The organism is Stenotrophomonas sp. 14P6.2.3 (assembly GCF_057799055.1).
Genome location: NZ_JBYOLA010000006.1, coordinates 133,899 through 159,392, shown reverse-complemented (window position 1 = coordinate 159,392; position 25,494 = coordinate 133,899). Strand labels below are relative to the sequence as shown.

The window sequence follows — 25,494 nt, the reverse complement described above, 5'->3', positions numbered from 1 at the left end:
CCCGCAATCTGTCTGGATGGCAGGGCCTGCTCTTGGTGGGTGTCGACCTTGGTCGACACGTAGATCCACGTCATGCGTGGATCAGGCGTTGCAGTGGGCATGAACGGGAATCGGATCGTTCGCCCAGAGGTGCCATGAGACAATTGGAAGTAATCCGGCTCCTTCCAGTCGCCCGTGCGGCCCGTTTTCTTCCTGATGTCTACCTCTTCCCCCCGCATTGCCACCACGTCCCCGCGTATCGCCCTGGGCGGCATCGGCCTGGCTGCGATCGGCGCCGTTGCCGCTTCGGGCAAGGCCATCATCGTCAAGCTGGGGCTGCGCCATGGCGTGGATGCCACCACGCTGCTGGCGCTGCGCATGCTGATGGCGCTGCCCCTGTTCGCGCTGATGGCGTTGTGGGCGTCGCGCCGTGCGGAGCGATTGTCCTGGGCTGACCGGGCGCGCGTGCTGTGGCTCGGCTTCACCGGTTACTACCTGTCCAGCCTGCTGGATTTCCAGGGCCTGCAGTACATCAGTGTGACCCTGGAACGGTTGATCCTGTACTTGAACCCGACCCTGGTGCTGCTGATCAACGTGCTGCTGGCGCGGCAGCGGCCGGGTCGCTGGCAGATCGGTGCACTCGTGCTCAGCTATCTCGGCGTGCTGATCGCGTTCGGCCATGACCTGCAGCGCGAAGGTGGGCAGATTATTCTCGGCAGCCTGCTGGTGCTGGGCAGCGCGCTCAGCTACGCGCTCTATCTGTTCGGCAGCGGCCAGGTGGTCGCCCGTATCGGCGCAGTTCGTCTGACCGCCTACGCCAGCTGCGTGGCCAGCGTGCTGGTGCTGCTGCATTTCACCATCACCCATCCACTGCCGTTGCTGTGGCAGGCCCCCGCTGCGGTGCAGTGGCTGTCGCTGATCAATGCGACGGTCTGCACCGTGCTGCCGGTGCTGGCGATCATGCTGGCGGTGCAGCGCGTCGGCTCGTCGCTGGCCGCGCAGGTGGGTATGCTGGGCCCGGTTTCCACCATCGTGATGAGCCTATGGCTGCTCGACGAACCGATGGGGCCGGCGCAGATCGCCGGCACCGTGCTGGTCCTGCTCGGCGTACTGCTGGTGACGCGGCTGCGCCGCTGACACCGGAGCAGGCGCGTGCGCGCATCCTGGCGGTGATCCATGCGATTCCGCCGGGACAGGTGATGGGCTACGGCCAGGTCGCAATGCGCGCGGGCCTGCCCGGACGCGCCCGGCTGACCGCGCGCATCCTCGGCCAGAATGAGGATCCCACACTGCCCTGGCACCGGGTGCTGCGCTCGGATGGGCGCATCGCCATGGCCGAAGGTTCGGCCGGCTGGCGCGAACAATCGCAGCGGCTGCGTGCGGAGGGTGTCGTCGTGGAAAACGGCCGGGTGCGGATGCCCGCAGTCGACCCGGCGGCGGCGCTGGATGCCGCCGTATGGGGACCGGGTTGATCGCTGCCTGCGACTGAACGGGCGACCGTCCGCTCGGGTCAAAAAGGGCCGGTGCTGCGGCTATGATGGAGGCCGTTCCATGCCGGTGTCCCCATGTTCCCGCGACTGCCAACCGTTACCAAGGCCCTGTTGATCGCCAACGCGATCCTGTTCCTGCTGCAGCAGCCGTTCCTGCTCGGCATGCAGACCTTCGAACCGTTCATGCTGCAGCCGCTGCAGCAGGGCTTCGATGCGTTCTCGCCGGGTGGCAACTTCCAGCCGTGGCAGCTGCTGACCTACGGCTTCCTGCATGGCAGCTTCGGGCATCTGTTCTTCAACATGCTGGCTGTCTTCATGTTCGGCGCGCCGCTGGAACAGATCTGGGGCGAGAAGCGCTTCCTGATCTACTACCTGGTGTGCGTTGTCGGCGCCGGCCTGTGCCAGTTGCTGGTCGGCACGATGCTGGAGAACCCGGCCACGGTGCTGGGCGCTTCCGGTGGTGTGTTCGGCCTGCTGCTGGCCTACGGCATGCTGTTCCCCAACCAGCGGGTGATGCTGCTGTTCCCGCCGATTCCGATGAAGGCGCGTACGTTCGTGATCCTGTTCGGCGTGGGCGAGCTGGTGCTGGGCATGACCGGTTGGCAGCCAGGCGTGGCCCATTTCGCGCACCTGGGCGGCATGCTGTTCGGCTGGCTGCTGATCCGCTACTGGCGTGGCCAACCGCCGTTCAACAAGCGTCGTCCCCCCGGCCCGCCGAAGCGCCCGAATCATCTGCGCAGCGTCAAATGAGCCGCAGGTTCATTTGACGCCGGTAGATGCCAACCTTGGTTGGCACGCTTTGACGCCGGTAGATGCCAACCTTGGTTGGCAATCATCTCTGCCACGTTGTGCCAACCAAGGTTGGCGCCTACCAACAGCGGGCAATGCAGGCGGCGGGTTGTGCCCACATCCACGCATGGCGTGGATCTACTGGTCCTGCAGCACCACCTGCGCCGCATTGTGCCCGGGCGCACCGGTCACCCCGCCGCCCGGATGCGTGCCCGCTCCGCACAGGTACAGGCCGGGCAGGGCGCCGCGATAGCCGGCCTGGCCGACCATCGGCCGTGCCGAAAACAGCTGGTTGGCGCTGAGCGCACCGTGGAAGATGTCGCCGCCGATCAGCCCGAACGTCCGTTCCAGGTCCAACGGTGAAAGCGCCTGCCGACCGAGCACGCTGTCGGCGAAGCCGGGGGCGTAGTGATCGACGGTAGCGATCATCAGGTCGGCGACGGTATCCCAGTGGTCATCCCAGTGACGGCCATCGGGCAGCTCCGGCGCCACGTGCTGGCAGAACAGGCTCGCCACATGCTGCCCGGGGGGCGCCAGCGAGTCGTCCAGCGTGCTCGGAATCAGCATCTCCACGATCGGCTCGCGCGACCAGCCATCGCGGCGTGCATCCAGCCAGGCACGGTCCATGTAATCCAGGCTGGGCGCCATGATGATGCCGGCACTGAGGTGGTCGCCCGGGCCGGGCAGGGCGCGGAAATCCGGCAGTCGCGACAGCGCCACGTTCATCCGGAACGTGCCCGAGCCGCAGCGCCAGTTCGCCATCCGCTCGCGGGTGGTGGCTGGAACCTGCGCAGGCTGCAGCAGTTGTTCGTACAGCAGCTTCGGATTGACGTTGGCCACCACGGCACGTGCGCGCAGGTTCTCACCGCCTGACAGTGTGACGCCGACCACGCGTCCGTCTTCAACCTGCAGGCGCTGCACGCCGGCATCGACGCGCAGCTCTGCACCGGCCGCACGCGCGGATGCAGCGATGGCCTGGCTGATCGCTCCCATGCCACCGATGGCGTGGCCCCAGGCACCCTTGACCCCGTTGCACTGGCCGAACACGTGATGCAGCAGCACGTAGGCGCTGCCGGGCGTGTAGGGGCTGGCGTAGTTGCCAACAATGCCATCGAAGCCGAACAGGGCCTTGATCGGCTCGCTCTCGAACCAGCGGTCCAGGTATTCGGCGGCCGACAGCGTGAACAGATCCAGCAGTTCCTGCCGCAATGCAGGATCAAGTGCGGCCAGCTCGCGCCCCAGCCGGCCCATCTGCCACAGCGCGGGCAGCGCGCGCCAGCCAGCTGTCACCCCGAGGTCGGGCGGCGGACGCAGCGCCCAGTCGCGCAGCACGTCGGCAAATACTTCCAGGCGCGCTTCATAGGCGGGCAGCGCCTGCGCATCGCGCTCGGAAAATTTCGCCACTTCCGCCTGGGTGCGGCCCGGTGCAGACAGCAGGTAGCGACCATCGGGCAATGGCAGGAAGTTGTTGGCCGGCCGCGCGACGATGCGCAGCCCGTGCGCATGCAGCTGCAGTTCCTCGATCACCTTCGGCTGCAGCAGCGACACCGTGTACGAGGCCACCGAGTTGCGGAAGCCGGGATGGAACTCTTCGGTGACCGCCGCACCGCCGAGTACACCACGGCGCTCCAGCACCAGCACCCGTTGCCCCGCGCGCGCCAGATACGCCGCACACACCAGCCCGTTGTGGCCGCCGCCAACGATGATCGTGTCCCACGTCGTCATGCGTTGCGGATCGCTGCTTCAATGGTGGCGATGTCGATCTTCGTCATCGGCATCATCGCGTTGAAGGCGCGCTTGGCCAGGGCCTTGTCCTTGCTGGTCACCGCTTCGATCAGCATGCGTGGGCTGATCTGCCAGGAGATGCCCCAGCGATCCTTGCACCAGCCGCATTGGCTCTCCTGGCCACTGTTGCCGACGATGGCATTCCACAGGCGATCGGTCTCGTTCTGGTCCTCGGTGGAAATCTGGAACGAGAACGCTTCGCTGTGCTTGAAGGTCGGGCCGCCATTGAGGCCGACACAGGGGACACCGCAGACCGTGAATTCGACGGTGAGGACATCGCCCTGCTTGCCATCGGGGAAGTCGCCTGGCGCGTGATGCACGGCGGTTACTTCACTGTCGGGAAAGGTCTTTGCGTAGAACGTGGCGGCCTCGAGCGCACCGCTGTCATACCAGACGCAGATCGTGTTCTTGTGAGCCATGGTGGGGCTCCGCAGCGGACGAAGGCGCAGCGATAGCATGGGTCGTGTTAATGCCGGATCGTGCTGCACTGCGGGAGCTGGCGGCGTCGCGCTACCATGGGCAGACGACACGACAGGGACGATGCGTGAAGATCCTGATTCTGGGTGGATATGGGGTGTTCGGGGGGCGTCTGGTCCGCTTGCTGGCGGACCTGCCGATGCTGGAACTGCTGATCGGTGGCCGCAACCTGGCGGCGGCGCAGGTCTTCTGTGCAAGCTACGTGGGGCAATCGACACTGCGCCCGCTGCAGGTCGACCGGCAACAGTTGGCCACGGCCCTGCAGGCCGAGCGGCCGGACCTGGTGGTGGATGCCTCCGGTCCTTTCCAGGACTACGGCGAACATCGCTACACGGCGATCGAAGCCTGCATCGCTGCCGGCATTGATTATCTGGACTTCGCCGACGCGGCGGACTTCGTATTCGGCGTTTCGCAGTACGACGAGCAGGCCAGGGCGGCCGGCATCTACGTGCTGTCCGGCGTCAGCAGCTTCCCGGTACTGACCGCCGCGGTGCTGCGCGAGATGGCCACGCACATGGATATCGTCAGCGTGGAAGGTGGCATCGCGCCATCGCCGTATGCCGGCATTGGTCTGAATGTGATGCGTGCGGTCGTCGGCTATGCCGGTGCACCGGTGAAGCTGCGCCGCAACGGTCGCGATGGGCACGGCATCGGCCTCGCCGAGAGTCGCCGCTTCACCGTCGCGGTGCCGGGGCGGCTGCCGCTGCGCAACCTGCATTTCTCGCTGGTGGATGTGCCCGATCTGCAGGTGCTGCCACCCGAACATCCGACGATGACCGACATCTGGATGGGGGCTGGCCCGGTGCCGGAAATCCTGCATCGCGTGCTGAACCTGCTGGCCAAGGCGCGTCTGCACCTGAAACTGCCGTCGCTGGAGCCGTGCTCGCGGTTGTTCTACACCGTACTGAACCTGATGAAGTTCGGTGAACATCGCGGCGGCATGATCGTACGCGCGGTGGGCACCCGCGATGGTGCGCGCGTCGAACAGAGCTGGCACCTGCTGGCCGAGGCCGATGACGGTCCGTACATTCCGTCGATGGCGATCGAGGCGGTGATCCGCAAGCAGCTGGCCGGTGATCGGCCGACGCCCGGGGCGCGCGCGGCCACGCATGCGCTGGAGTTGAGCGACTACGACCGCCTGTTTGAAGGCCGCACCATCCACACCGGTTTCCGCCGGGACATGCCGGGTGCCAGCCTGTACCAGCGCGTGCTTGGCAGCGCATACGCGCAACTGCCGGCCAGCGTGCAGGCGCTGCATGCGCCGTCTGCAGCCAAGCGCTGGAGCGGCACGGCATCGGTCGAGCGTGGTCGCGGGCTGCTGTCGCGGTTGCTGGGGAAGGTGTTCGGCTTTCCCGCGGCGGGCGAGAGTCTGCCGGTCAGTGTGGAGTTCACCCCGGAGGCCGGCGGTGAGCGCTGGACGCGGACCTTTGCCGGCCGTCGTTTCTCTTCGTTGCAGACGCAGGGGCAGGGGCGCAACGAAGCGCTGCTGGTCGAGCGCTTCGGCGTGATCTCGGTAGCGTTGGCGCTGCTGGTCGATAACGGGCGGCTGCAACTGGTGCCACGACGCTGGTCGCTGTTGGGCATGCCGTTGCCGCAATGGCTGCTGCCGGGGGAAAACAGTTTCGAGAGTGATGAGGACGGATGCTTTGTCTTCGACGTGGAGATCGGCGCGCCAGTGGTGGGGCGGATCGTGCATTACCGGGGAACGTTGAGGGCGGGTTGATGCCCATCCACGCCTGGCGTGGATCCACCCCAGGCAACGGCAGTAGATCCACGCCATGCGTGGATGGCCAGAACCACGAAAAAGGGCGCCACGAAGGCGCCCTTTCCGTTACCGCTATCGCATCAACCTCAGCGCCAGACCTTGATCTGCTCGGCGTCGGTACGCTGCATCGGCTGGCCCGGCTTGCAGCTGAAGCTGGCGCCGAACGCCGGCAGGTTCGACAGCGGGCCGTTGGTGCGCCAGCGGCCCGGTGCACGGATGTCGGCGGTCAGGCGGCGTGCGGCCTCGTTCGGCGACAGCTGCTGCGGCCACAGCGCGGCCCAGGCGCGGAAGAAGCCCTGCTGCTGTGCCGGCTTGGCCTTCGGCTCCTGCGCGGTGTAGGCGGCCCAGGCCAGTTCCAGACCGGCGATGTCGGCCAGGTTCTCTTCCTGGGTCAGCGTGCCGTTGACCTTGGCTCCCTTCACGCCGGGGAACTCGTAGGCGCCGTACTGGGTAGCGACACGGCTGCCGAGCAGGGTCCAGGCGGTCTTGTCGGCCGGGGTCCACCAGCTGCGCAGTTCGCCCTTGGCATCAACCAGTGCACCCTTGGCGTCGATCGCGCGGGTCAGCTCGTGGCCGACCAGGCCACCGAAGCTGCCGAACTTGTCGGCGGCATCGGCCTTGGCGTTGAACACCGGGCCCTGCAGGATCGCGGCGGTGACGATCAGCCGGTTCTGCGCAAGGTCATAGGCCAGCGACGGCTGCTGCGGCAGCACGTCCCAGCGGCGGTCGGCGTTGCCCTTGCCGATGCGCTTCATTTCCTCGCGGTGGCGCCAGGTGGAAGCGATCAGCATGTTGCCGCCGAACGAACCACGGCCCATCGGCTGCACGCTGTAATCCAGGTCACGCAGCGGGGTGCCGATCTCGATCTTCAGCGCGGCCAGCTTGGCCTGCGCTTCGGTCTTGGCCTCGGCGCTCATCCAGCTGTTGTTCTTGACCGCCTCGATCTGCACTTCGCGCACCTTGTCGACGATCCACGCCGCCTGGCGACGGTCTTCGGCAGACAGGTAACGCGCGGCGTATTCGCGGCCGACCATCGGGCCAGCGGCCACGTTGATCGCGTCCAGCACGCTTTCCCAGCGCTGCGGCGGCAGGGTCTCGCCACGCAGCACGCGGCCACGGAATTCGAACTCCGCATCGCGGTACGCCTTGGACAGGTAAGGTGCCATCGAGTCACCCACGCGCCAGCGCAGGTAGGCCTTCCACTGGTCCGGCTTGAGCTTGGTGACCATGCCGTCGAGCTGCTTGAACAGCGCCGGATCGGCCAGCGAGACCAGGTCATCGTTGACGCCCTGCGCCTTCAGGAACGCATCCAGCTGCAGGTTGCGATAGCGGCTGTTGAGGTCCTTGGTGGAGATCGGCGCGTAGTTGTTGAACGGGTTGTTGATGCCCGCCAGCGACTGCGCGTTGCGGGCCAGTTCGGTTTCCAGCGCGATCACTGCCTGCGACTCGGCGTCCAGCTTGGCCGCCGGGGTGCCGGTCAGTGCCAGGATCTGCTTGACGTAGTCGCGGTAGCGGCCCATCAGCGCGACGGTGTCGGCGTCGGTGCGGGTATAGAAGGCCGGATCAGGCAGGCCCATGCCGCCCTGCATGAAGTAACCGATGTGGCGGTCCAGTGCCTTCAGGTCCACGTCCGGACCGAAGTTGAAGGCCACCGGGATGCCGACCTGGTGCAGCGCAGCGATCGAGGCGGGAATGTCCTTGGCCTTCTTGATCGCGTTGATGCGGGTCAGCAACGGCGCGATCGGGTTGGAACCATCGGCCTCCACTGCAGCTTCGTCCAGGCCGCTGGCCCAGAAGTCGCCCAGCAGCTTCTGCACGTTGCCCTGCGGCGCCTTCATCGAGGCGTCCAGCAGCTCACGCTGCTGCTGACGGCTGCGGTCGACCAGCTGGCCCAACGCGGTGGCGGCACCGATCTGCGGCACCGGGTTGGCCTTCAGCCAGCCCGCGTTGGTGGCGTCGTAGAAATCGCTGCACTGCGCACTGACGGCCGGGGCGCGCGCGGCCTTCTTCTTGGCGGCGAACGCATCGTGGGTCGGAACCAGGGTCGCCAGGCTGATGCCCAGGGCGATGGCAAGCGGACGGAAGTTGGGCATGTAGAACGAATCCGTGATGGATTGAGGGCGGGCGAACTATAGCAAGCCGGGCATGGGCGCGGCATGCACGCATCACGGTGCATCCGCCGGGCATGGCCCGGCGCTACCGGGTGGGTGGCATGGGCACGGGATGCACGCGTCACGGTGGCTACTTTGTGCCATGCGCCGACCAAGGTCGGCCTCTACCCGCGCGAAAAAACAAAGGCCCGGGAAATCCCGGGCCTCTGCAGGCAAACCGTGGCCTCAGCCGTGGCTTACCAGATCACCACCTGCGAGTCGCCGGTGCGCGACATCGGCGTACCCGGCTTGCACTGGAAGGCCGCGGTGAAGGTCGGCAGGTTCGACGGCGCACCGATGGCACGGAACTGCGCCGGCGCGTGCGGGTCGGTTGCCAGGCGGACCTTGGCGTTCTCCGGGGTGTACTTGGTGCGCCACACGGTAGCCCAGTTGAAGAAGAAGCGCTGATCGCGGGTGAAGCCATCGATCTTCGCGTCTTCCTTGCCGGCCGACGCCTTCTGCAGTGCGTCGTAGGCGGTGGCCAGGCCACCCAGGTCGGCGATGTTCTCGCCCAGGGTCAGATGGCCGTTCACGGCCTGGCCGTCGACCTTGTACTGGTCGAACTGCTTGACCAGCTTGCCGGTCAGGCCAGCGAAGTTCTTCGAATCGGCTTCGGTCCACCAGTTCTCGAAGTTGCCGGTCGGCCCGAAGCGGCTGCCCTGGTCGTCGTAACCGTGGGTCATTTCGTGGCCGATGACCGCACCGATACCGCCGTAGTTCAGCGCGTCGTCGGCCTTCGGGTCGAAGAACGGCGGCTGCAGGATGGCGGCCGGGAACACGATCTCGTTCTGCAGCGGGTTGTAGTAGGCGTTGACCGTCTGCGGGGTCATGCCCCACTCGGTCTTGTCCACCGGCTTGCCGATCTTGGCCAGGTTGTACTGGTAGTTGAACGCGGTGGCCGCGCGTACGTTGCCCAGGTAGCTGTCACGGTTGGTCTGCAGGCCCGACCAGTCACGCCACTTGTCCGGGTAACCGATCTTCGGAGTGAAGGTTTCCCACTTGGCGATGGCCTTGGCCTTGGTCTCTTCGCTCATCCAGGACAGGCCCTGGATGCGTTCCTTCAGCGAGGCGGCCAGGTTCTTCACCAGCTCTTCCATCTTCGCCTTGGCTTCCGGCGAGAAGGCAACCTTCACGTACAGCTGGCCGAAGGCTTCGCCGGCGTCGCTCTCGATGGTGCCCAGCACGCGCTTCCAGCGCGGCTTCTGTTCCTTCTGGCCATTGAGGGTCTTGCCGTAGAACTCGTAGTTTTCCTGCACGAAGGCATCAGCCAGGTACGGCGAAGCGCTGTCCACGGTGTGGAAGCGCAGGTAGGCGCGCCACACCGACGGATCGGTGTCGCCCAGCGCCTTGCTCACTTCCTGGTGGAAGGCCGGGATGGCCAGCGAGAACTTCTCCGGCGCGGCCACGTTCTGCGACTTGAAGAACTCGGTCCAGCTGAAGTTCGGGGTCAGCGCATCGGCCTCGGCCAGGCTGACCGGGTGGTAGTACAGCGAGACATCGCGCGACAGCTCGACGCTGGACTTGGATGCCTTGGCCAGGCGGGTCTCGAACTTGACGACTTCTTCAGCCTGCTTGGCAGCATCGGCAGCGGCGACGCCGGACAGTTCCAGCACCTTGGCCACGTGGGCCTGGTAGGCCTTCAGCTTGTCTGCCTTGGACGCGTCGGTATAGAAGGTCTTGTCCGGCAGGCCCAGGCCGCCCTGGCTGGCGTAGGCCATGTTCACGGCCGAGTTCTTGAAGTCGGCTTCGGCGCCGAAGCCGAACAGCACGTTCTCGCCCTTGGCGGCGCTGGTGCGCAGGTAGTTGGCGATGGCGGCCTTGTCCTGCAGGCCATCGATCGCAGCCAGGTCGGCCTTCAGCGGCTCGATGCCCTGGGCGTTGACCTTGGCTTCGTCCATGCCGGTGGCCCACAGGTCGCCGACGATCTTCTCGATGCCGGCCGGGTTCTTGACCTGCGCGACCTGCTCGGCCAGCTGGTGCTGCACGGCCACCGAACGCTCGTCGAGGATGGTGAAGGCGCCCCAGCTGGTGCGGTCGCCCGGAATCTCGTTGGCGGCCAGCCACTTGCCGTTGACGTAGTCGCCGAAGGCGGTGCAGGCGTCAAGGTTGCTGTCCAGATCGCTGGCCTGGAAGGCGTTGTAGGCCGGCAGCTTGCTCTCGTCGAGCTTGTAGGTGGTGGCGGCGTCGGCCGCGGCCGGCGTGGAGGCGGTGGCATCCTTTGCCGGGGTTTCGTTCTTGCCGCAGCCGACCAGCGCGGCCGAAACGGCCAGGGTCAGCAGCACGATCTTGGGAGTACGGGTCACTTGAATGGCCTCCAGGCCGAGTGAGTCAGGGAAGGGCCGTGGTGACGGCCGTGGGCCGAACGATACGCCGCCGGCCCGCACTGCAAGGGTGTCGAAGGTCATGGCCGGGCGCAAGGGCCTTGCCGGCACCGGAAAAAGACAGACCCGGCAAAAGCCGGGTCTGTCGGGGGTACTGCATTTGTTGCTGGATCAGAACTTGTACTTCAGACGCACGAACGGGGTGCGGCCGTAGTAGTCGTACTGGGTGGCGAACGGGTGGGTGTTGCCGTAGCGCGAGGAGTACACGCTGCTGGAGATCAGCGGCGGCTTGGCATCGAACACGTTCGAGACGCCCACCAGGATCTGCCAATCGGCCTGCTCGTAGCTCACCGAGGCGGTGTGGTACCAGCGGCTGCCAGCGGTGATGTCACGGTACGAATTCGGACGACCCTGATAGGTGAAGGTCTCCGACAGGTCCGGGTCCTGGGTCGACGCGATGTACTGGGTCATCCAGTTGTAGGTCCAGTCGCCGCGCTCCAGGCTCAGGCCCAGGTTGCCGACCAGGTCCGGGCGACCGAAATCACCCAGCTGATCGGACGAGGACAGGCCGCTGGCAGCTGCGCTGTCGAACAGCTCGGCGGTGTCTTCAACGGTATAGGTGACCTGCGAATCCAGCGAGAACTTGCCGAAGCTGAACTCGTGTTCCCAGTTCAGGGTCAGATCCCAACCGCGGGTACGCTGGCGGTTGATGTTCAAGTACTGCGCGTACACCTCGGTGACCATGTTCGCGTTGGCACCCGAATTCGGGTTACGACGCATCAGGTCGCAGTACCGGTTCGGATAGGTGTTCGACTCGTAGCAGCCTTCCAGGATGGAGGCTGCACTCAGCGCGGTGATCTGGTCGCTGACTTCGTAGTCGAAGTAGTCGATCGCAATGCTCAGGTCAGCAAATTCCGGGGTGAACACCAGGCCGAGGCTGCGTGCACGCGAGGTTTCCGGCTTCAGGTCGCCGCCAGCGCCGCCGCGGGTGAAGACGGTGGCGCTGCTGTTGCCCGCAGCGGTGTAGTCGCCCGGAATACCGGCAGCGGCGCAGTTGGCAGCTGCGTTGCTGTTGTTGCCTTCGGCCCAGCGGATGCAGGGATCGATGGCGGTCTGCGCCTGGAAGCCGGTCTGGTTGCCCAGATACAGCTCGTACAGGCCCGGTGCACGGTAGGAGGTGCCGATGGTGCCGCGCAGACGCAGCGACGGGATGATCTGCCAGTTGACGCCGAACTTCCACACCTTGTCCGAGCCGGACACGGTGTCGTACTTGAAGACACGGCCCGAGCCATTCAGCGACAGCGACTCGATGCCCGGAACACCCTTGATGACCGGCACGTCCAGTTCGACGAAGGCTTCCTTCACCTTCTCATCGCCCTTGGTGCGACCCGCGGTGGTCGAACCCCAGATGTCGGCGAAATCGGCGCCCGGCTGGTCGTCGATCTTGTAGTTGCGGTACTCGACACCGACGGCGGTGGCCACGGCACCGGCCGGCAGATCGAACAGCTCACCACTGAACACGGCGTTGACCGTGGTCTGATCGTAGGTGGTCTTGCCCTTGGCCCAGACGCCGAGGATCGAGACCAGCTCGTCGACCTTCGAGCCATTCAGATAGCCAGGATCGAAGTAGTTCGCCGCTGCAGTGCCGGAACCCGGACGGCCGATGTCGCCGCTGATCGAGTTGCGGATGCCGAGGTTGCTGTACTTGCCACTGGAGTGGCTGTAGTTGGCGTTGACTTCCCAGCCCCAGGTGCTGCTGCCGAAGCCGCCATCGAACTTGTTGGCGAAGTAGTAGTAGTCAACTTCGGTCTCCGAAGCGGACTTGAACGGCAGCACCGGCTGGGCGCGGGTGGTGGTGCCCGGGATCAGCACGGTCGGGAAGAACTGGCGCCAGGCGAAGTTGTCCGTGGTGCGGTTGTTGTACAGGAACTGGGTCTTCCAGTTGAACGAGTCAAAGCCGAAGTCAGTGGCAAAGTAGACCGTCTTGCGCTCTTGGCGGTTGATGATCTGGCTCTGACCATAGGCCGGGAAGTTGTACGGCTCCTGATAGGTCGCCAGCGGATTGCCGTTGGCATAGGTCTGGTTGGCGCGCGGACGATAGCCCGGGAACGGACCGACCGTGCTGCCATCAGTGCTGGGCACGTAGCGGGTAGTGCCGACGTCGATGACGTTGTGCAGCATGTTCTGGCAGTTGGCCAGATTGGTGCCGGCCAGGATCGAACGGTCAACGCGGTCGATGCGGTTGCCCTTGTCGTCCCATACGATGTCTTCAGAGCACTTGAAGAAATCGCGGTCGCCGCGGGTCAGTTCGTTCTGGCGATACCATTCCACGGCGGCAACGATGCTGCCGTTGTCGAAGTTCCAGCCGTTGGCCAGCGATGCGGAGAACACTTCGCCGCCGCCCTCGGTCGGAACGCGACCGCTGATGGTCAGTTCTGGACGTTCGAAATTCTTCTTGGTGATCAGGTTGACCACGCCGGCCACGGCGTCGGAGCCATAGATCGAGGACGAACCGTCCTTCACGATCTCGGCGCGCTGCAGGACAGCGGTGGGCAGCACGTTCAGGTCGAATGCGCCGACCGCGCCGCGGGTGCCGGCCGGGCCGGGACGCTGGCCGTCCAGCAGGATCAGCGTGCGGTTCGCGCCCAGGCCACGCAGCGAGAAGGTCTGTACGCCGGTACCACCGTTGGTGGTGAAACCGCCGAACTGATTGGTGATCTGCGTTTCGGCGGCGCCGATCGCCGACTTCTGCAGGAATTCACTGACGCTGGTCTGGCCCTGGGCGGCATTGCGCTCGGTGTCGATGGTGAACACCGGCGAGGTGGTCTCGTAGTCCGCCCGACGGATCAGGGAGCCGGTGACCGTGACCTTGTCAAGGTCAGTTGCCTTCTTGTCAGACTTCGAAGCACTTGACGCCGCTGCTTCCTCGCGGGTGGATTCCTGGGCCAGCACCGGAGCTGCCTGCAGGCAGGCAAGCACTGCCAGGGCGAGCGGCAGGCGGCTGGGCGTAATAAGGCGGTTGGTCTTGCGCATTGTGTCGGATCCCCACTTGTTATGCTTCGGTTAACGGAGTGTATGCACAGCGTAAATTAAATGCAACATGAATACCCTCGTTGTGTAACTCACTGTTGCTAAGGGGAAATTCAGGAGTTCGGGCGTGAAAAACCCCGCTGGCCTGATCAGCGGGGTGGCGGTTTCCGCACGGGTGGCTTACAGGCCGCCGGGGCCGCAGTCCTTGGCCAGGAAGTCGGCCATCAGCGGCAACGTGGCCCGGTAGTGGCTCGGGTACCACGGCATGCTGTGCGGCATGTCCGCAATCAGTTCGAACTTCGCCGGAACCTTGCCCTGGACGGCGTTGTAGAAGGATCGGGCATGGAACGCCGGAGTGCGTACGTCACGATCTCCGACGTACAGCAGTACCGGAATGTTCGCCTTGGCCGTGTTCTGTATCGGATCCATGCCTTTGACGGTCTGCCCCTGCAGGATGCGCTGCAGGCGGTTCTCGCTCCAGGACATGCCGACTCTGCCGAGATCGGTGACAGGTGCGCCGGCAATGGCGCACTGGAAAGGAGAGGGGCTGCGGACAGTGGCAGCAGCTGCAGCGAAGCCGCCGTAGGAGTATCCGAAGATCGCCAGGCGGTCTTTTGCGGCGATCCCTTGCTGCACCAGCCACGCCGCCGCATCGTCATTGTCGTCCTGCATCTTCAGGCCCCACTGCTTGTCACCTGCGATCCAGTGGTCGCGACCGAAGCCGGTCGAGCCGCGATACTGGGGGCGGATGACGGCGTAGCCACGCGAAGTGAAGTACGGCACCCAGCCGGAGACATCCCAACCGGCATAGTCACGCGCCCACGGGCCGCCGTGCGGGTGCACGAGCGCGGGCAGTGGTTCTCCACCTTCTTTCCAGCCAGCAGGCAGATCCAGGATGGCAGGAATCTTTCGTCCGTCGCGAGCGGTGTAGGTCACCCAGCGTTGCTCGCCGATCTGCTTGCCATCGATCCACGGGCGTTCACTGCCCAGGGTCGTCACCTGCTTGCGGTCGCTGAGTACGTGATAGGTGGTGGGGGTGTTGGCGCCGTTGGTGGTAAAGAGCACGCGGGAGAGATCGTCGTTGTAACCGGTGATGGCGACGTACTTTCCCGGGTAGGCCTGCTTCAGGCCGTCATACAGGGCCTTCATCTGCGGGTCGACATAGATCGCCTCGCGTCGCGGCCCGTCCACATAGAAGCCCAGAACCTGGTTGAAGTTGCTGGGTTTGCTGCCCAGGATGAGGCCGCTGATCGGGTACTGCGGGTGTGCGGCCAACGGCTCCTTGTCGAAGCTCCGGGTTGCCGGGTCGTACAGGCGGGCCTGCACCTGCTCGGAGTATCTGTCGGTGAGGATGTAGAGCTTGCCGGTCTGGTCGTCGATGCCGGCCACGTCCATCGTGTAGCGCTCACTGAGCTTGGTCGTCAGCGCATCGTGCTTCTCGAACTTGCCGCTTGTCTTGTCCTTGATCAGGATCTGCTGTTCGTACTCGTTCGACCCGGCCGGTTCGATCTGGGTCCTGGTCAGGAGCTCGCCGCTGCGGGGGTGGAACAGCCCCGGAGTCGAGCGCGCATCACCACGGAAGAGAAGTTCGGTCTGGCCGCTCTTGAGGTTGAACAGGTAGTAGCTTGCAGAGAACGTTGACTGGTTGATCTGCGAAATGATGACTTTGTCAGGGTCCAGCGGCAGCGAATGCACCAGCGACGCGGTACCTGCCAGCTCCAGGCAGCGTTGTGTCTGTTCGCTGATGCCGAGCTTGCGCGAATTGTCGGCAAAGGCCTCGTCGAACTTGGCCTGGCTGGTGTCGGTCAGGTAAGCCTTCGACAGAAAGGTCTTGGTGGTTCCCACCGAGTTGCCTTCTCCGCAACCGGCCAGCTGCGCGGTCAGTTCCTGGCGACCGATGACGAGGCTGCGGCCGGCCTTCAGGGCGCTGGCGGCAATGAACTTCATGCGATCGCCGGAAGGCGTGATGGCCACCGGGCCGGCGCCCAGATTGTCCAGGTTCCAGTTGGCCAGTGCGGTGTCACCGTTGTCGCTGCCCGGGGCAGCGATGATCGCAACCAGCTGCTTGCCATCAGGGCTCATGGTCACGGATTGGATGGCCGGGATCTTGGCGAAATCGTCGACAGGCAGAGGGGTGGCCAGTACCTGGCCCACGGCCAGGCCGAGCAGGGTGGCAGCGATGCCCAGGCGGGCGGCGAGGCGGGCGTCTTTCATGTACAGGGCATCCTTGGCAGCGTGACTGGAAGATGACCTGAAGATGAACGAACAGCCTTCGTCCGTCAACTTGGCGTGAAATCCCCCCGCCGGACAGGCTGGGCGGGCCTCAACGCAGAAGACCCCGCCGGGGCGGGGTCTTCTGCTGTACGCGAACGTGTCGACGGATCAGTGGTTGCCGAACTCGTACTTGGCCTGCACGTAGATGGCACGGCCGTAGGCGTTGTACAGGTAGTTGTTGTATGGCTGGCCGCTGGTGCCGGCGAAGCTGTACCGCTGGTTGTCCGGCAGCTTGTTGAACACGTTGTTGACCATCAGTGACAGGGTCAGGTTGTCCATCGCCCGATAATTCACGCTGAGGTTGTAGGTGGTGTACGAGCCCCACTTGCCGGCCTTGTAGCCGGAGGTGTGGACGTAGTCGTAGCCGTTGCCCAGGTAGGCCATGTAGTTCGGCGTCTTGCCGATGTAGTTGGCATACAGGGTGGTGGTCCACTTGTCCTTGGCCCAGCCGATCGAACCGTCGGCGCGCACCTTGGCGTACGAGTCGTACACCCACATCGCATACGGGTCGCGCAGCAGGTCCAGGTACTCATCGCCCGGCTGCGGCTGCAGTTCGCGCTTGAGCATGTCGGTGTAGTTGCCGGAGAACTGCAGCGAACCGAAGCGGCCGAGGTCCTGCACGTACTTGAAGCTGGCCGTCAGCGCCTGCAGGTTCTGGCTGGCCACGTTCATCTTCGGCGTATAGATCTCATCGAGTACGCCGGAGGCATCACGGGTGATCCAGTCGCTCACGTTCTGGCAGCTGGCCGAGGTGTTGTTGGTCTGGCCGTTGCGGCAGTAGTACTCGGCCAGCAGCAGCTGATCGGAGCTGAGCGTGTTGACCTCGTTCTTGATCTTCCAGTTGTAGTAGTCCACCGACACCGACAGGTTGTTGATCGGAGCCCACACGATGCCGGCGTTCCATACATCTGCGGTGATCGGTTCCAGGTCGGGGTTGCCGGACTGCGTTCCAAACACTGACACGCTGTCATACGGGCAGCCCGTCGTGTTGGCCGGGTCGTAGCCAAGCTGGCCGCAACGGTAGTAGTCGGTGGAGCCGTTGGCGTAATAGCCGCTGACACCCTGGAAAGCGTCGGACAAGGTGGGCGCACGGAATGCGGTGCCGTACTTGCCACGGAACAGCAGGCTGTCGATCGGACGGAATTCCAGTCCGACGCTGTAGGTTGCCTTGTCGACGGTGCTGCTGCCGATCTTGAAGGCGTCGTAGCGACCGGAGCCGGTTACCGTCAGCGATTCCAGCAACGGCATGCGCAGTTCAGTGGTCACTGCATAGTTGCTGCGATGGCCTGCGCCGGACACCGCAGTGGTGCCCCAGACGCTGCCATCGACCAGGCGTGCATCCGGCGTATAGTCCCAGCCTTCGCTGCCACCTTCGACCACCACTGCGAAGCCCGCATCGCCGCCGGGCAGCTTGAACAACGAACCGTTGGTGACCTGCGCACGCAACAGGTTCTGCCAGGTCCGGCTCTGGCTGTAGGTGTAGCCGGTGAAGCTCTGGAAATCTCCGCTCGGCAGCGGCGAGTAGAACGCTTCCCAGTCCGGGCTGTAGATGTCGTAGCCGGTACTGGTGGTACCCAGCACCGGCCCCAGCACACGCTGCTCGAAGTAATCGTTGATCGGATCGTTCCAGCGCACGAAGTTGCGCTCGGTCAGCTTGTACTCGCCGCGGGTGAAGCTTGCGCTGTAATCCCAGTTGCCGACCGTGCCGCGACCGCCGAGCGTGACCTGGTAGGCCTTGTTGCGATCGGTGTTCATGATGTCGCGGTAGCCGCCGCCGCCGATGTCCTCCGGCGCGAACACGCGCTGCAGGTTCATGTACTGGCCGCTGTCCTGATCATAGAAGCGGCCCCAGCCAGAGGAGGTGCCCCACCAGGTGTAGCCGGAGCCGGTGGCGTACTTCACTTCTTCCAGGCTGTAGAGCGCGTCGCCGAACAGCTGGAAGTTGTCGTTCACATCGAAGGTCATCGAGCTGTAGATCTGCCCGCTTTCCTTGCCGTTCTTGATGGTCTTGTAGCCGGTGCCATACACCGAACCACAGGCCTGGCCGGTCGGCCGGGTGCCGAGCACGGTGGTGCCGTCGAACTGGCCCCCCACGTTGGCGCACAGGTTCGGGTCCATCATCGCGTAGCGATTGCTGTTGGCCGGCAGCAGTACCAGGAAGTCGTTGGAGACGTACTGTGGGCTGTAGCCGTCGGGATTGTTGACCTTGGTCAGGTCGCGCTGGTAGCCCCAGATCGGGCTGGTCTTTTCGTACTGCACGTTGACCAGCGCATTGAAGCGGTCGTCCTTGGAATTGAACCCGCGGGCGCCGCTGAAGCGGAAGCTGTTGCCGCCCCCTTCGCTGTAGGCGCCGCCGCGGATGTTCAGCACGCCGCCGTCCATGCGTTCCTTGAGGATGATGTTGACCACGCCGGCGATCGCATCCGAACCGTACAGCGACGACTGGCCGCCGGGCAGGATCTCGATGCGCTCGACGATGTCGATCGGAATGCCGCTGATGTTGTTGAAACTGTCGCTGCCGTTGTACAGCGCCGGATACGAGAGCATCGGGCGGCCGTTGATCAGGTACTTGGTGTAGCCGGGGCTGAGCCCGAACATGCCGGCTGCCTCGGCACCCTGGGTGAACGAAGCAGAGGTCTGTCCGCCCTGCAGGCCGCCGGTCGACAGCGAGGACTGCTGCAGGACGTCGGCGACACTGGTGAAACCGCGGGTCTGGATGTCCTCGGCGGTAACGGTCAGGACCGGCGTGTGGTTCTCGATCTGCGTCTGCGGGATCAGTGACCCGGTGACGGTGACGCGGTCGAGCTGGGTCGGCGCGTTGTCCTGCGCGTGGGCTGCGCCGGAGGCGAGCAGGGTGCCGATCAGGGCGAGGGTCAGGGGGTGACGCGAAGGCGTGGAGCGATGGCGAGACATGATGGATCCCCGTGTGAGCGATGTCGTCTGGCTGATGTCCTCCGTGACATCTTCATGATTTGTTCAGTTGCAATCCATTCAGCAGGACCGTAACACGGCGTTCACGTTGTCAAAATGCTGCGGTCATACGGATGTGCCACGTGCTCGCGGGAAATTCCTTTGTAATCAATGGATAAACGGGTTTGTCTGGGAATGTTTCAAAATGTTGCGATGCAGAACAATATGCTTCGATAGCAATATTTGTCTTCAGGATCAAAGGCTTGGGGTCGCCTTCAAATTCTTTCTGATTATTTAATTTATGGGACTTATTACTTTGATTCGTCTCAATTGGCGGGCATGAAAAAGGCCCCGCCGAAGCGGGGCCCTTGGGTTGCTGCGAGAGCGGCGCTTATTTCTTGCCGAACTCGTACTTGGCCTGCACGTAGACCGCACGGCCGTAGGGGTTGTAGATGCTGCTGTTGTACGGCGCGTCGATGTTGCCGGCGTAGCTGTGGGCCTGGCCGTCGGGCATCTTGTTGAACACGTTGTTGACCATCATCGACAGCGTCAGGTTGTCCATCGCCTGGTAGTTCACGCTGAGGTTGTAGGTGGTGTACGAGCCCCACTTGCCGGCTTCGTAACCAGACGGATGCACGTAGTCATAGCCCTTGCCCAGGTATGCCATGCGGTTGGGCGTCTTGCCGATGTAGTTGAAGTACAGCGTGGTGGTCCACTTGTCCTTCGCCCAGCCCACCGCACCATCTGCACGCACCTTGGCGTACTGGTCGTAGTTCCACATCGCGTACGGGTCGCGCAGCAGGTCCAGGTAGTCGTCGCCCGGCTGCGGCTGCAGTTCGCGCTTGATCATGTTGGTGTAGTTGCTGGAGAACTGCAGCGCACCGAAGCGGCCGATGTCCTGCACGTACTTGAAGCTGGCCGTCACCGCCTGCAGGTTCTGGCTGGCGATGTTCATCTTCGGCGTGTAGATCTTCTCCAGCTTGCCGGTGCCGTCACGGGTGATCCAGTCGCTCACGTTCTGGCAGCTGGCCGAGGTGTTGTTGGTCTGGCCGTTGCGGCAGTAGTACTCGGCCAGCAGCAGCTGATCGGAGCTGAGGGTATTGACCTCGTTCTTGATCTTCCAGTTGTAGTAGTCCACCGACACCGACAGGTTGTTGATGGGGGCCCACACGATGCCCGCGTTCCAGACGTCGGCGGTGATCGCTTCCAGCTCGGCATTGCCGGACTGTTCGCCGAACACCGATTCGTTGGCATACGCACAGCCCACCGTGTCGCTCGGGTTGAAGCCGAGCTGTCCACAGCGGTAGTAGTCGACCGAGTCGTTGGCGTAGTAACCGCTGCGGCCCTGGAAGGCATCGGACAGGCTGGGCGCGCGGAAGGCGGTGCCGTACTTGCCGCGGAACAGCAGGCTTTCGATCGGGCGGAATTCCACGCCGATGCTGTAGGTCGATTTGTCGACGGTCTTGTCGGCGATCTTGAACGCGTCGTAGCGGCCGGAGGCGGTCACGGTCAGCGACTCCAGCAGCGGCATGCGCAATTCGCTGGTCAGCGCGTAGTTGCTGCGATGGCCGGCGCCGGCCACCGAGGTGGTGCCCCAGACGCTGCCATCGAGCAGGCGCTGGTCGGGTGCATACGACCAGCCTTCGCTGCCGGCTTCGGCCACCACTGCCAGGCCCGCATCGCCACCGGGCAGCTTGAACAGCGAACCATTGGTGATCTGCGCACGGCCCAGGTTCTGCCAGGTGCGGCTCTTGTTGTAGGTGAAGCCGGTGAAGGTCTGGAAATCACCCGCCGGCAGCGGCGAGTAGAACGCGCCCCAGTTCGGGTTGTAGATGTTGTAGCCGTCGTCGCTGACGCCCAGCACCGGACCCAGCACACGATCTTCGAAATAGCTGTCGATCTCGTTGGCCCAGCGCGCGAAACTGCGCTCGGTCAGCTTGTACTCGCCGCGGCTGAAGCTGGCGCTGTAGTCCCAGTTGCCGACGTTGCCACGACCGCCCAGAGTGACCTGGTAGGCCTTGTTGCGATCGGTGCTCATGATGTCGCGGTAGCCGGCGGCGCTGATGTCCTCAGGCGCGAACGCGCGCTGCAGGTTCATGTACTCGCCGCTGGCCTGGTCGACGAAGGCACCGAAGCCGACATTGCTGCCCCAGAAGGCGTAGCCCGAACCAGCGGTGTACTGCACTTCTTCCAGGCTGTAGAGCGCATCTGCGAACAGCTGGAAGTTGTCGTTGACGTCGAAGGACATCGACGAATAGATCTGGCTGCTTTCCTTGCCGTTCTTCAGCGTCTTGTAGCCGGCACTGAAGGGCGAGCCACACGATTCACCGGCCGCACGCGTGCCCAGTACGGTGGTGCCGCCGAACTGACCGGCCACGTTGGCGCAGCGGGTCGGGTCCATCATCACGTAAGCGTTCTGCTGGCCCGGCAGGTAGACCAGGAAGTCGTTGGTCGGCACCTGCGGCGTATAGCCCTTGGTGTTGTTCTGCTTGGTCAGGTCACGCTGGTAGCCCCAGATCGGGCTGCTCTTCTCGTACTGCACGTTGACCAGCGCGTGGAAGCGGTCATCGAAGGCATTGAAACCATGCGCGCCGCTGACGCGGAAATCGTTGCCGCCACCCTCGGTGTAACCGCCGCCGCGCACGTTCAGCACGCCGCCGTCCATGCGGTCCTTGAGGATGATGTTGACCACACCGGCGATCGCGTCCGAGCCGTACAGCGACGACTGGCCACCCGGCAGGATCTCGATGCGCTCGACGATGTCGATCGGGATGCCGCTGAGGTTGTTGAAGGTGTCGCTGCCGTTGTAGAGGGCAGGGTAGGACAGCATCGGCCGTCCGTTGATCAGGTACTTGGTGTAGCTCGGGCTGAGGCCGAACATGCCCGAGGCTTCAGCGCCCTGGGTGAACGAGGCGGAAGTCTGGCCGCCCTGCAGGCCGCCGGTGGTCAGCGAGTTCTGCTGCAGCACCTCGGCCACGCTGGTGAAACCGCGGGTCTGGATGTCCTCGGCGGTGACGGTCAGGACCGGCGTGTGGTTCTCGATCTGCGTCTGCGGGATCAGTGAGCCGGTGACGGTCACGCGTCCGAGATCGGTGGGAGTGTTCTCTTGGGCGAGCGCGATCGCGCTGCTGCTGGCCAGGATCAGGCCGCTGAGGACGGCGCGGGTGAGCGGGTGACGCGGGAAGCCATTGCGAGACATGCGGTACTCCGTGTGGTCGTGAGAGACGCGTTTCCCTTTCCTGGGAACTCATGGATTGTTCAGCAGCCTGCAGACGCAGAAAGGCGGCGTTTTTCGAACGTAACACACGCTTAACTTGATTTGCGCGGCTTTGTAACGCTCCAATGGCTCGGCATTTGAGGTTAATCAAAGTGCCTTTAAAAACAAGATCTTGCGAGATCTTCGATGCTTTGCCGAGTTTGGCGGAATGAATGTTGTGTAAATATTTCTTGATTAACAATTGAGGCGTCGCTGCATTTGGCGCGGCGTGTCCAGCCCAAAAAAAAGGCCCCGCCGAAGCGGGGCCTGGTCCGGAATAAGACCCGGAAAACGACGGGATTACTTGCCGAAGTCGTACTTCACCTGGGCGGAGATCTGACGGCCGTAGACGCTGTAGAAGCCGCCATTGAACGGGGTCGATTCATTGCCCGGGTAGTTGTAGCGCTGGCCTTCCGGCAGCTTGTTGAACACGTTGTTGACCATCAGCGACAGGGTCAGATCGTCCTGCGCCTGGTAGTTCAGGCTCATGTTGTACGTGGTGTACGAGCCCCACTTGCCGGCCTTGGCGCCGGAGGAGTGGACGTAGTCATAGCTGCGGCCGGTGTAGGCCAGGTAGTTCGGGGTGCTGCCGACGTAGTTGGCATACACGGTGGTGGTGAACTTGCCGATGTTCCAGCCTACCGACAGATCGCCACGGACCTTGGCGAAGTTGTCGTAGTACCACATGTTGTACGGATCGCTCAGCAGATCCAGCTTCTGTGCACCCGGCAGCGGGGTCACTTCACGCTTCAGCATGTTGGTGTAGTTGCCCGAGAACTGCAGCGAACCGAAGCGGCCCATGTCCTGCAGGTACTTGGCGCTGACCGTCACCGCTTCCAGGTTCTGGCTGGCAACGTTGAGCTTGGGCGTGTACACGCGGGTCAGGTTGCCGCCGGCATCGCGGGTCACCCAGTCGGTCACGTTCTGGCAGCTGGCCGAGGTGTTGTTCGGCAGACCGTTGTGGCACTGGTACTCGGCCAGCAGCAGCTGGTCGGTGCTGAGGGTCTTGACCTCGTTCTTGATCTTCCAGTTGTAGTAGTCGGCCGACAGCGAGAAGTTGCTGATCGGAGCCCACACCACGCCTGCGCTCCACACGTCGGCAGTGATCGGCTTCAGTTCCGGGTTGCCGGACTTTTCGCTGTACACCGAGGTGGTCTTGTAGAACGAGCAGGCTTCGTCGCGCAGGGCGTAGCCCAGCTGGCTGCAACGGTAGTAGTCGTTCTGGCTCGACGCGTAGGAGCCGCTCATGCCCTGGTAGGCATCGGACAGGGTCGGCGCGCGGAAGGCGGTGCCGTACTTGCCGCGGAACAGCAGGCTTTCGATCGGACGGAATTCCAGACCGATGCTGTAGGTGGCCTTGTCGACGGTGCCGTCGCCGATCTTGAACGCGTCATAGCGGCCCGAGGCGCTGACGGTCAGGGTCTCCAGTACCGGCATGCGCAGTTCGCTGGTCACCGCGTAGTTGCTGCGATGGCCGGCGCCGGCCACGGCGGTGGTGCCCCACACGTTGCCATCGACGAACGCCTGGTCCGGCGAGTAATCCCAACCTTCACTGCCACCCTCGAGGACGATCGCCAGGCCGGCGTCGCCGCCCGGCAGCTGGAACAGCGAGCCGTTGGTCACCTGTGCACGGGCCAGGTTCTGCCAGGTCTTGCTGCGGTGGGTGCCGTAGCCGGTGAAGCTGGCGAACTGGTCCGGGGTGATCGGCGAGTAGAACGCGGCGTAGTTCGGGTTGTAGATGCCGAAGCCATCAGCGGTGGTGCCCAGGCGCGGGCCCAGCACGGTCTGGCCGAAGAAGTCCTCGATCTTGTCCTTCCAGCGCACGAAGCGGTTCTGGTCCAGACGGTACTCACCGCGGGTGAAGCTGGCGCTGTAGTCCCAGTCGCCGACCATGCCCTTGCCGCCCAGGGTGACCTGGTAGGAACGGCTCTCATCCGAGTTCAGGATGTTGTCGTAGTGGCCGGGGCCGATTTCTTCCGGTGCGAAAGCGCGCTGCAGATTGACGACCTTGCCCAGGCCCTGGTCGTAGAAGCCGCCCATGACCGACTTGGTGCCCCACCACAGGGCGCTGGAGCCGGAGGTGAACTCGGTCTTTTCCTTGCTGTACAGCACGTCGGCGAACAGCTGGAAGTTGTCGTTCACGTCGAAGGTCATCGACGAGTAGAACTGACCGCTGTCCTTGCCGTTCTTCAGGGTCTTGTAGCCGGCGCTGTACACCGAGCCGCAGGACTCGCCGGAGGTGCGCTTGCCGACGGTGGTGGTGCCGTCATACAGGCCAGCCACGTTGCCGCAGCGGGTCGGGTCCATCATGTACAGCTTGTTGTCCGAGTTGCCGATCACGGCAAAGTCGTTGGACGGCAGCTGCGCGGTGTAACCGACCGGGTTGTTCTGCTTGGTGATGTCGCGCTGGAAGCCCCAGATCGGGCTGCTGTTTTCCAGCTGCACGTTGACCAGTGCATGGAAGCGGTCATCGAAGGCGTTGAAGCCCTTGGCCGCGCTGAAGCGGATGTTGTTGCCACCACCCTCGGTGTAGGTGCCGCCGCGGACGGTCACGGTGCCGCCGTCCATGCGCTCCTTCAGGATGATGTTGACCACGCCGGCGATCGCGTCCGAGCCGTACAGCGAGGACTGGCCGCCCGGCAGCACTTCGATGCGCTCGACGATGTCGATCGGAATGCCACTGATGTTGTTGAAGGTTTCGCTACCGTTGTACAGCGCCGGATACGAAAGCATCGGGCGGCCGTTGATCAGGTACTTGGTGTAGCCCGGGTTCAGGCCGAACATGCCGGCCGCTTCGGCACCCTGGGTGAAGGCGCCCGAGGTCTGGCCGCCCTGCAGGCCGCCGGTGGTCAGCGAGGACTGCTGCAGCACTTCAGCAACGCTGCTGAAGCCGCGGGTCTGGATGTCCTCGGCGGAGATCGACATCACCGGGGTCTGGGTTTCAACCTGGGTCTGCGGGATCAGCGAACCGGTGACGGTGATCTTGTCCAGGTTGGTGGCCTTGTCCTGGGCCATTGCCGGCGAGGCGGCAACCAGGGCGGAGATCAAGGCGACAGCGAGGGTGTTGCGACGTGCGGAATTGCGAAGGTCTTTCATGTAGTTCCGTTCAAAGAGCAAATACGAGTACGGCACTGCGCATGCGCCATCGTGCGTGCTGCAACAACCAGCCGCGGAGCCCAAAACCAGTGCTCAGCGAACGTAACATGAACTTAACAATCTGTGCACGAATCTGTAGCAATCCTGAATTTCAGTCAGCGTACGTCCAGCT

At 63.9% G+C, this 25,494-nt stretch carries 13 protein-coding genes; 4 read left to right on the top strand and 9 right to left on the bottom strand.

Going from position 1 to position 25,494, the window contains the following annotated elements; all coding sequences use genetic code 11:
- Positions 1-195: 195 nt before the first annotated feature.
- From AC27VL_RS07500 to AC27VL_RS07490, 3 genes are all read left to right on the top strand, one after another.
- A complete protein-coding gene (locus tag AC27VL_RS07500; RefSeq protein WP_488765942.1) occupies positions 196-1,116 on the top strand; it encodes a DMT family transporter in 921 nt (306 codons plus the stop codon).
- Positions 1,023-1,451 carry an MGMT family protein gene (locus AC27VL_RS07495; protein WP_244900647.1) on the top strand — a complete coding sequence of 143 codons (429 nt, stop codon included), beginning with the start codon at positions 1,023-1,025 and terminating at the stop codon, positions 1,449-1,451. Before AC27VL_RS07500 ends, AC27VL_RS07495 begins: the two co-directional genes overlap by 94 nt.
- A gap of 93 nt (positions 1,452-1,544) precedes the next feature.
- A complete protein-coding gene (locus AC27VL_RS07490) occupies positions 1,545-2,219 on the top strand; it encodes a rhomboid family intramembrane serine protease (protein ID WP_488765941.1) in 675 nt (224 codons plus the stop codon).
- A 177-nt stretch (positions 2,220-2,396) separates the two neighbouring features.
- Here AC27VL_RS07490 and AC27VL_RS07485 read toward each other — a convergent pair whose 3' ends face one another.
- Both AC27VL_RS07485 and AC27VL_RS07480 read right to left on the bottom strand, forming a co-directional pair.
- A complete protein-coding gene (locus AC27VL_RS07485; protein WP_488765940.1) occupies positions 2,397-3,983 on the bottom strand; it encodes a phytoene desaturase family protein in 1,587 nt (528 codons plus the stop codon).
- The gene (locus AC27VL_RS07480) at positions 3,980-4,462 is read right to left on the bottom strand and encodes a VOC family protein (protein ID WP_488765939.1); all 483 of its coding nucleotides are present in this window, start codon (positions 4,460-4,462) and stop codon (positions 3,980-3,982) included. The genes AC27VL_RS07485 and AC27VL_RS07480 overlap by 4 nt, the downstream gene beginning before the upstream one ends.
- A 125-nt stretch (positions 4,463-4,587) precedes the next feature.
- On the opposite strand from AC27VL_RS07480, the gene AC27VL_RS07475 reads away from it, so the two are divergent.
- Positions 4,588-6,243, top strand: coding sequence for a saccharopine dehydrogenase family protein (locus tag AC27VL_RS07475; protein WP_488765938.1), 1,656 nt, complete (start codon positions 4,588-4,590; stop codon positions 6,241-6,243).
- A 128-nt stretch (positions 6,244-6,371) separates the two neighbouring features.
- Here the strand turns inward: AC27VL_RS07475 and AC27VL_RS07470 are convergent, their stop codons facing one another.
- The 7 genes from AC27VL_RS07470 to AC27VL_RS07440 form a co-directional block, all read right to left on the bottom strand.
- Positions 6,372-8,378, bottom strand: coding sequence for a M13 family metallopeptidase (locus AC27VL_RS07470; protein ID WP_488765937.1), 2,007 nt, complete (start codon positions 8,376-8,378; stop codon positions 6,372-6,374).
- A 254-nt stretch (positions 8,379-8,632) separates the two neighbouring features.
- A complete protein-coding gene (locus AC27VL_RS07465; RefSeq protein ID WP_100553135.1) occupies positions 8,633-10,738 on the bottom strand; it encodes a M13 family metallopeptidase in 2,106 nt (701 codons plus the stop codon).
- 189 nt (positions 10,739-10,927) lie between these two features.
- The gene (locus tag AC27VL_RS07460) at positions 10,928-13,789 is read right to left on the bottom strand and encodes a TonB-dependent receptor domain-containing protein (RefSeq protein ID WP_100553134.1); all 2,862 of its coding nucleotides are present in this window, start codon (positions 13,787-13,789) and stop codon (positions 10,928-10,930) included.
- Positions 13,790-13,966: 177 nt separating this feature from the next.
- On the bottom strand, positions 13,967-16,000 hold the full coding sequence (locus tag AC27VL_RS07455; protein ID WP_488765936.1) for an alpha/beta hydrolase family protein: 2,034 nt from the start codon (positions 15,998-16,000) through the stop codon (positions 13,967-13,969).
- Positions 16,001-16,168: 168 nt separating this feature from the next.
- Positions 16,169-18,973, bottom strand: a complete 2,805-nt coding sequence (locus AC27VL_RS07450; RefSeq protein WP_488765935.1) for a TonB-dependent receptor domain-containing protein — start codon at positions 18,971-18,973, stop codon at positions 16,169-16,171.
- 388 nt (positions 18,974-19,361) lie between these two features.
- Complete coding sequence (locus AC27VL_RS07445) at positions 19,362-22,169, bottom strand: TonB-dependent receptor domain-containing protein (RefSeq protein WP_100553131.1); 2,808 nt, start codon at positions 22,167-22,169, stop codon at positions 19,362-19,364.
- A gap of 357 nt (positions 22,170-22,526) precedes the next feature.
- Positions 22,527-25,322 (bottom strand): TonB-dependent receptor plug domain-containing protein, encoded by a 2,796-nt coding sequence (locus AC27VL_RS07440; protein WP_180166303.1) that lies wholly within the window; start codon positions 25,320-25,322, stop codon positions 22,527-22,529.
- Between the last annotated feature and the right edge of the window lie 172 nt (positions 25,323-25,494).

What these genes read in the sequence shown, in the direction of transcription:
- AC27VL_RS07500 (WP_488765942.1), top strand. Translation starts at nt 196, where the DNA reads ATGTCTACCTCTTCCCCCCGCATTGCCACCACGTCCCCGCGTATCGCC.
- AC27VL_RS07495 (WP_244900647.1), top strand. Translation starts at nt 1,023, where the DNA reads ATGGCTGCTCGACGAACCGATGGGGCCGGCGCAGATCGCCGGCACCGT.
- AC27VL_RS07490 (WP_488765941.1), top strand. Translation starts at nt 1,545, where the DNA reads ATGTTCCCGCGACTGCCAACCGTTACCAAGGCCCTGTTGATCGCCAAC.
- AC27VL_RS07485 (WP_488765940.1), bottom strand. Translation starts at nt 3,983, where the DNA reads ATGACGACGTGGGACACGATCATCGTTGGCGGCGGCCACAACGGGCTG.
- AC27VL_RS07480 (WP_488765939.1), bottom strand. Translation starts at nt 4,462, where the DNA reads ATGGCTCACAAGAACACGATCTGCGTCTGGTATGACAGCGGTGCGCTC.
- AC27VL_RS07470 (WP_488765937.1), bottom strand. Translation starts at nt 8,378, where the DNA reads ATGCCCAACTTCCGTCCGCTTGCCATCGCCCTGGGCATCAGCCTGGCG.
- AC27VL_RS07460 (WP_100553134.1), bottom strand. Translation starts at nt 13,789, where the DNA reads ATGCGCAAGACCAACCGCCTTATTACGCCCAGCCGCCTGCCGCTCGCC.
- AC27VL_RS07455 (WP_488765936.1), bottom strand. Translation starts at nt 16,000, where the DNA reads ATGAAAGACGCCCGCCTCGCCGCCCGCCTGGGCATCGCTGCCACCCTG.
- AC27VL_RS07450 (WP_488765935.1), bottom strand. Translation starts at nt 18,973, where the DNA reads ATGTCTCGCCATCGCTCCACGCCTTCGCGTCACCCCCTGACCCTCGCC.
- AC27VL_RS07445 (WP_100553131.1), bottom strand. Translation starts at nt 22,169, where the DNA reads ATGTCTCGCAATGGCTTCCCGCGTCACCCGCTCACCCGCGCCGTCCTC.
- AC27VL_RS07440 (WP_180166303.1), bottom strand. Translation starts at nt 25,322, where the DNA reads ATGAAAGACCTTCGCAATTCCGCACGTCGCAACACCCTCGCTGTCGCC.